This is a genomic window from Allosphingosinicella sp., from assembly GCF_036387215.1.
In the GTDB taxonomy this organism is placed as follows: domain Bacteria; phylum Pseudomonadota; class Alphaproteobacteria; order Sphingomonadales; family Sphingomonadaceae; genus Allosphingosinicella.
The window spans coordinates 1-6,747 of sequence record NZ_DASVUE010000234.1 but is presented as its reverse complement, the minus strand read 5'-3'; the positions used below and the strand labels follow the sequence as shown (position 1 = coordinate 6,747).

The window sequence follows — 6,747 nt, the reverse complement described above, 5'->3', positions numbered from 1 at the left end:
GGGGCGCCCGTCCGTGAGCAGCGTCCGCGAACGCCTCGTGCGCCCCGCGAGCGGGTGCGAGAGCCAGCGCTGCTCGCTCGAATATTGGCCGCTCCGATAGTCGCTTCGAAGCAGCAGAAGCGGCGGCTTCACCAGCAGCTGTTCCAGCGAAACCCGGTCGCCCTGCACCGCGCGCTGGCGAAGGCCGGCAAGCCGCATCCAGTCCGCCGCCAGGCCCTTGGCCGGAACCGTCCGCCCGCCGCCGCCCAGCCAGATCGCATCCAGGGAGCCCGGGGGCGCGGTCCGCTCCAGCCGCCCGATGCTCTCCACCAGGCGTCTTCCCGCCTCCGCCCGCCCAAGCGCCGCCGCGACCTTGCCGATGCTCGCCTTGATGTCGCCGAGGCTCTGCGGAAACGCCAGATCCAGCGTCCGCATGCCGAGCCGTTCGGCGATCCGCACCCGGTCCCGCGCCCCGCCGCCCATGGTGAGAACCAGGTCCGGCTTCAGCCCCGCGACCGAAACCAGGCTCCCGTCATTGCTTCGATAGCGCCGAGCACGCTTCCAGAGCGGCGTCTCCTCCCGCTTCTGCGCAAGATGGGTGACGGACACGATCTGCCGCGGATCGGCAAGCATCAGCAGCAATTCGTCGGTGCACAGGTTGAGCGACGCCGCCCGCCCGGGAGGCGCCGCCTCGGCCGGCGCGGCGAGCGCCAGGCTAGAGGCGAGGGCGAAGGCGAATGCCCGCATAAAAAGCCCGCCCCGCTGTGTTGTATCCGATCACGTCCTCGTAAGCGGCATCGAACACATTCTCGACCCGCGCATAGGCTTCCAGCGTCGGCGTCAGGCGCCATCCCAGCTTCACGGAGGCGAGCACGTAATCGTCGAGCGTCACCTTCCGCGCCGGGAAGACGTCGAAGTCCGTGTCGCCGCGCTCGCCCACGTAGGAGAGCGCCGCCCCGACATCGAGGCCGCCGATGCTGCCGGTGGCGGTCAGGTTGGCGCTGTGCCGCGGGCGGCGCGCTTCCTTCACCGCCTGATCCCCCGGCGCCCGTCGCTCCCTGGCGTCCAGGAAGGTGTAGTTTGCGTCCAGCCTCAGGCCCTTCCAGCGATAGCCGCCGTCGAGCTCCAGGCCCCGGCGCGGGCTCTTGCCCTCAGCGTTTATGGTGCTGGCAATGAAGGTGCGCGGGTCGAAGACGGGGAGGATCTCGTTCTTCAGCCGGTTGCTGAAGCCGGTGATGCCCAGGCTCGCGGCTTCGCTCCGCCACCGGATGCCGGCTTCCCAGCCGGCCGAGCTTTCCGGCCTCAGGCCCGGATTACCATTGAACGATCCTGGAAAGAAGCCGAACAAATCGTAGAAGGTGGGCTGGGCGATGCCTTCGCCGTAGCTGCCATGGACGGTCCACTGGCGCGCAGGACGGAAGAGGATCGTTCCCCGGACCGTCGTTGCATCCTCGAAGGCGCTGAAATCGTCGTGCCGCACGGCAAGGTCGGTGATGAAGCGCTCCGACCACATGGCGCGCCACTGGCCGATCAGGCCGGTGAGCGAGCGCGAGCGGTCCTGGTCGGTGCCGCCGAAATAAAGCTGGTCCCGGGCGCGGAAATTCTCGCCCTCATGCTCGATTGCCGCAGTCAGGCGGTGGCTGCCGAACGTCCTCGAGAGCTGACCGCCGAGCGTAAACCTCTTGCCGAAGGTGCTGTTGAGCGGCGCCTCGTCCAGGCGATTGCGGTTGGCGCTGTCGAGATAGCTGCCGTCGAGGCTCAGCGCCCAGCCGCCGCTGCGGACCGAGCCCCAGCCGCGCACCGCCCACAGGCGGTTGCGGGTGAGATCGAGCGTGTTCGCCCGCCGGAAGGTCGCCGGATCGTTGCCGTCATATTCGCTGGTGCCGTCCACATAATGGCCGACGATCCCGATCTCGCCCGAGGGGAGGGGACTGAATACAGCCTTGAGGCTGGCCGAGCGGTTTTCGAAGCCGTCCCGCTCTCCGCCCTTCCCGAACGCGTCGATCCCTTCGCTGGTGAGCCACGCGCCCGAGCCGCTGACGCCGACATCGCCAAGCCGCGCGGCGAACTCGGCCGAGGCGCGGCCGCTGTCGTGGCTCCCATATTCGGCCAGCGCTCCGACGCCGCTGCTTCGGAGCGGATTTGCGGTCTCAACCGCCACGACCCCGCCCAGCGCCTCCGACCCCCAAAGCGCCGATTGCGGTCCCCGGACCACCTCCACCCGGGAGAGGAGGTCGCTCGTCAGCAGGTCGAAGCGGGGCGTGTTGCCGGCCGCGGGATCGTTGAAGCGGATGCCGTCGACGAAGATCAGCGTGTGATCGGCCTCGGCGCCCCGGATTCGGACGTCGGTCAGCGATCCCCGCGGCCCCGAGACGGCGACCGATACGCCCGGTACCAATCGCAGCAGGTCGCTTGCGAGAGGAAGGGCGAGGCTTTCCAGCGCCTGCCGATCGAAGAGGGTGGCGGATACCCCGGCATCCTCCTCCTGGACGGGCTCGCGCGAGGCGGTGACGACGATCGTCTCGGCTTCGCTGGCGGCGGGGCTCTGCTGCACGGCTGCGGCAGCGGCGACAACAAGAAACGGGTGCATTCGAAACCTCCTCACGACGATCGCTCAGTCGTCTCGGAGGTACTTCCGCCCATATGGGACGGAGGTGCCACGCACCGCAGGCTGTTCCCGGCCGGGTGCGGACGACGGCGTAAGGCAGGTCTCCTGGCTTCGCGGGTCCCGGCCCGGTCTCCCCCTTAAGGAGAGTGGGCTCGCCGCTTACAGTTGCGGGCACAGCGCCGGATCTTCACCGGCTTCCCTTTTCACCGCCGTTTTACCGGCGGCACCTTCGCTTCGGCCCTGCTATTGCGCTGCAGCACGGGTTGTCAATCACGGGCACTCGCGGTAAGGGCGCCGCTTGCTTTCCAAGGCTGGTCGGAACCAGCCAAACTCCAGGAAAATAGACCATGAAGACCGACGCCCATCCCGATTATCACATGATCAAGGTGCAGATGACCGACGGCACCGTGTTCGAGACCCGCTCCACCTGGGGCAAGGAAGGGGACACCCTCCAGCTCGACATCGATCCCAAGGTCCATCCGGCCTGGACGGGCGGCAATGCCCGCGTTCTGGATCAGGGCGGCCAGGTCGCGCGCTTCAACAAGCGCTTTGGCGGGCTGACGCTCGGCAAGAAGTAATCCGGCGCGCGCGTGGTCCCGATCATCGAGACCGCGCGGCTACGCCTTCGAGGGTTCCGCGAAAGCGACCTGGAGCCGCAGGCGGAGACGCTGCGGGACGAGGCCGTCGTTCGCCATCTGGGCGGCAATCCGCACACACGGGAAGATACCTGGCGCCGGATGATGGCGGGGCGGGGCCTCTGGGACGTGCTCGGCTTCGGCTATTGGGTGGTCGAGCGGCTCGAGGACGGCGCCTATCTGGGGCAGGTGGGCTTTGCCGACTATAAGCGCGAAATGACGCCCCCGATCGAAGGGCTGCCGGAGATGGGCTGGATCTTCGCGCCGCACGCACAGGGGCGCGGCTATGCGGGCGAGGCCGTCGCGGCCGGGATCGCGTGGGCGGACAAGGCGCTTGGCGGGCGCGAGCTCGTCGCGATCATCAGCCACGGCAACGAGGCTTCGATCCGCCTTGCCGCGAGGTCCGGCTTCAGCGTTCGGGAGGAGGCGATCTATAACGGAGAGCCGATCCTGCTCTTCCGGCGACCCGCCTCACCAGCCGCCGCCGCCTCCGCCGCCGCCACCCCCGCCTGAAGAGCCGCCGCCCCCCGATCCGCTGCTCGAGCCCGGAGCGGTCGAGGCGGAGGAGACGCTGCTGCTGAGCGAGGAGCCGACGCGGTCGACGAAATCGTCGACGTCGTTCCACGGGCTGCTGTGCCCGGAATACCAGCCCATGCTCCCCGTCTGCCCCGCCGCTCCCGCGGCCGCGAGCACGCTGGTGAAGCGCGACGCCCAGGCGTTCTCCACATCGAGCGCGATTGCGTGCGGCAGGTAACGCTCGAACAATTGCGGGGTTTTCTCCGGCGGATGCATCGTCTCCAGCCGCTCCTCCTCCGTGATCGACAGGTACTGCCGAAAGCCAGCGATGCGATCCATCACCTCGCGCCCAGTCCTCGTGGGGGCCGACATCCACCAGAAGCCGGACATCATCAGCGGGATCGCGGCGAAGGGGATGACGAGCGGAAGCAGCCGCTCATTCTCCGCAGCGAGGATGCAGGTGACGGCGGCAAGGGCCAGAGCGGCAAGCGCGAACAAGGCCGCACCCAGCCAGCCGAGAACGCGCGCGGCCGTGCCTTGCCGCTTCGTCAGCCGGTAGCAGAGATAGGCCAGGATGGCGGGGACCACCGTGACCCCGCCAATGGCGAGGCTCCCGTTCCGGTCCGGAAGTTCGGGATCGGTGGCGATGATCGCGATCGCCGCGAGCCACATGGCTCCGAGCAGCAAGGGGATGCCTGCCGCCGCCCATGCGCGGTTGTGGATGAAGAGCTTGCCGTCATAGGCCTTCTGCAGCTCTTCGTGCAGGGCGGACCTGGCCGCGCTGAAGATCGAATGATTGGCATCGTCCATCAGCACGCTCTCCCCGGCTTCGAAGAGCTTTCCGAACATCGAAGCTTCCGGCTTCGGGAGCCTTTCGTCACCTCCGGTCTTCTCGATCGTAGTGTCGGGTCGGCTGAGCCACTTCTTCTCGCCTTCGACCAGGCGCAGCCGCCCCCGGACGCCAAGATCGACCAAAGCCGCGGCGAAGGTGCGATCGTCATAGCTTCCCATCTCGGAGACGTAGCGCATCGCGGCTGGTGACATGTCGTCGGGCGGGGAGAAAAGCGGCACGATGGGGCCCGCATCCGGCCCGCGCCCAACCTTCCTCCAGGCGTAGAAATAATATCCGGCGATCCCGAGCAGCCCGAGCAGGGCCGCGGCAACCGGCACATTGTCCTGCAGCCAGAGGCTGTTCGCCGATCGCGGAGCGGGCGCTTCGACCACTCCTTTCGGCCATGCCGCCGCCACGGTGAGCCCTTCCTGAGGCCCGAGCGGCGCAGTCGTCCTGAAGACGATCTCGCCCGGCGCCTCCGACACGACCTCGGCATAGCGGTCCGTGGAGCCTTGCGGGCCGGTGTAGAAGGCGCGGTTGCCGAAACGGGCGGGCTCCGGAAGGCGGATGCGCGCTTCGGCGACGTCGATCGGGAAGGCCCAGCCGGTGCCGGTCGCGTTCCAGTAGAGCTCATCATAGCCCTTGAAGAAGCCGAGCTGCCGCGTCGTCTGGTAGCGGATCACATATTCGTGTTCGCCCGGCGGAAGGAGCACCTCGGCATCGCCGATCCGCACGCGATCACCATTGTCGATCGATTCGACTTCGAACGGCTCCGCCCGGCCGTCGCGTTCCACGCCGAGCACATCGAAACCGACCCGGAGCTTGCGCCCCTGGCGATCGGCATAGCGGGTTGGAAAGTCGCGGTAGATGCCGCGCTTGATCTGATCGCCTTCCGACCGGACCCGGATCGTCTCGGTGACGGCGAGCGTGCCGTCGCGCTCGACGCTGACGTCGCTGAGGAAGCGGAGGATCCGCTCCTCGGCATCGGCCGCACCCGGAAGGACGAGCGCCAGCGCCCCGAGGAGGGCGAGCACCAGCCTGTGCATGGTCAGGCGCCGGCGCCGAAGCGTACCCGCGGCGCCGACTGGATCGACGCGTCGTCGTCGGCGTAGAAGGGCTCTTCGGAAAAGCCCATGGGCCGCGCCAGCACCACGTCTGGAAAGGATTGGACGCGGGTGTTGAGGTCGCGAACCGTCGCATTGTAATAGCGGCGGGCGCCCTGCAGCTCCTCCTCGATCTCGGCAAGCTCGTCCTGCAGCTGCCGGAAATTGTCGTCGGCCTTGAGGTCTGGATAGGCCTCCGCGACCGCCATCAGCCGCCCAAGCATCCCGCTGAACGCATTGTCCGCCTGCGCCGTCTCGGCGACGCCGCGCGCCTTCATCGGGTCGGTACGGTGCGCTGTGACCTCCGTCAGCACGCCGCGCTCGTGCGTGGCATAGCCTTCAACGGTGCTGACGAGGTTGGGAATGAGGTCGGCGCGGCGTCGAAGTTGCACCGTAATGCCGCTGAACCCCTCCTTCACAAGAGCCCGAAGCCGCACCAGCCGGTTGTAGACGACGGCCGCATAAAGCGCGACGACGGCGAGGACCGCGATCGCGACCCATGCTCCTGTTCCCATGATTCCCTCCCCCTTGAAGAGCCGGACCATAAATCCGGATCGGGAGCGGAGCTAGTGCGGCTTACTCCCGCTCGCCCTTCCGCAGCCACCCGGTCACGGCGTATCGGCGGCGCGGTGCGGAGGGAGTGACCAGCGAGACGCTGTGCCGCTGCGGCACCGCGAACAGATCGAGCGAATTGAAGCGGGGGACGTTGCCGCTGACGGTCGAATCGTCGTCGCCGTGGAACAGCAGCAGTCCGCCCCATTCGGGCCGCCATGCCGGCGTGACGCCGAAGACGTAGGCCGCAAGCCTGTTCTTCCCCGCCACATCGTCGTCGTGGCAGGTGAGAAAGTCGCCGGGCCCATAGGAGGTGGCGTGGCCGTCGGTGAAGGTGAGGTCGTGGTGGCCGGTCACTGCGCGCAGCATGTCCAGCATCGGCTCGCTGGACATGAGGTCTGCAAAGGCGGTGAGGAGATCGTCCGGCCCGCCCTGCTGCTCATCGTCGGGGACCCGCAGGCCCTCGTAGCGATATTGGAAGCCCAGCCGCGCGCGCTCGTACACCTGCTCGTCGATCGCCGC

General features: G+C 68.0%; 7 protein-coding genes and 1 riboswitch. Of the genes, 2 read left to right on the top strand and 5 right to left on the bottom strand.

The window, feature by feature from the left end; all coding sequences use genetic code 11:
- The coding region (locus tag VF662_RS09220) for an ABC transporter substrate-binding protein (RefSeq protein ID WP_464140147.1) at positions 1–726 on the bottom strand (726 nt) is incomplete at its 3' end.
- On the bottom strand, positions 695–2,569 hold the full coding sequence (locus VF662_RS09215) for a TonB-dependent receptor plug domain-containing protein (protein ID WP_464140144.1): 1,875 nt from the start codon (positions 2,567–2,569) through the stop codon (positions 695–697). The genes VF662_RS09220 and VF662_RS09215, both read right to left, overlap by 32 nt.
- Positions 2,570–2,665: 96 nt before the next feature.
- Positions 2,666–2,834: riboswitch (cobalamin riboswitch) on the bottom strand.
- 100 nt (positions 2,835–2,934) lie between these two features.
- On the opposite strand from VF662_RS09215, the gene rpmE reads away from it, so the two are divergent.
- Both rpmE and VF662_RS09205 read left to right on the top strand, forming a co-directional pair.
- A complete protein-coding gene (rpmE, locus tag VF662_RS09210) occupies positions 2,935–3,165 on the top strand; it encodes a 50S ribosomal protein L31 (RefSeq protein ID WP_464140142.1) in 231 nt (76 codons plus the stop codon).
- Between the two features lie 12 nt (positions 3,166–3,177).
- Positions 3,178–3,735 (top strand): GNAT family N-acetyltransferase, encoded by a 558-nt coding sequence (locus VF662_RS09205; RefSeq protein WP_464140140.1) that lies wholly within the window; start codon positions 3,178–3,180, stop codon positions 3,733–3,735.
- On the opposite strand, the gene VF662_RS09200 is transcribed toward VF662_RS09205, so the two are convergent.
- From VF662_RS09200 to VF662_RS09190, 3 genes are all read right to left on the bottom strand, one after another.
- A complete protein-coding gene (locus tag VF662_RS09200) occupies positions 3,694–5,616 on the bottom strand; it encodes a DUF2207 domain-containing protein (RefSeq protein WP_464140138.1) in 1,923 nt (640 codons plus the stop codon). The two genes, VF662_RS09205 and VF662_RS09200, sit on opposite strands and share 42 nt — an antisense overlap.
- Before the next feature lie 2 nt (positions 5,617–5,618).
- The gene (locus tag VF662_RS09195; protein ID WP_464140136.1) at positions 5,619–6,188 is read right to left on the bottom strand and encodes a LemA family protein; all 570 of its coding nucleotides are present in this window, start codon (positions 6,186–6,188) and stop codon (positions 5,619–5,621) included.
- Between the two features lie 61 nt (positions 6,189–6,249).
- Positions 6,250–6,747, bottom strand: a 498-nt coding sequence (locus tag VF662_RS09190; protein ID WP_464140134.1) for a 2OG-Fe(II) oxygenase, incomplete at its 5' end; no start/stop codon positions are given.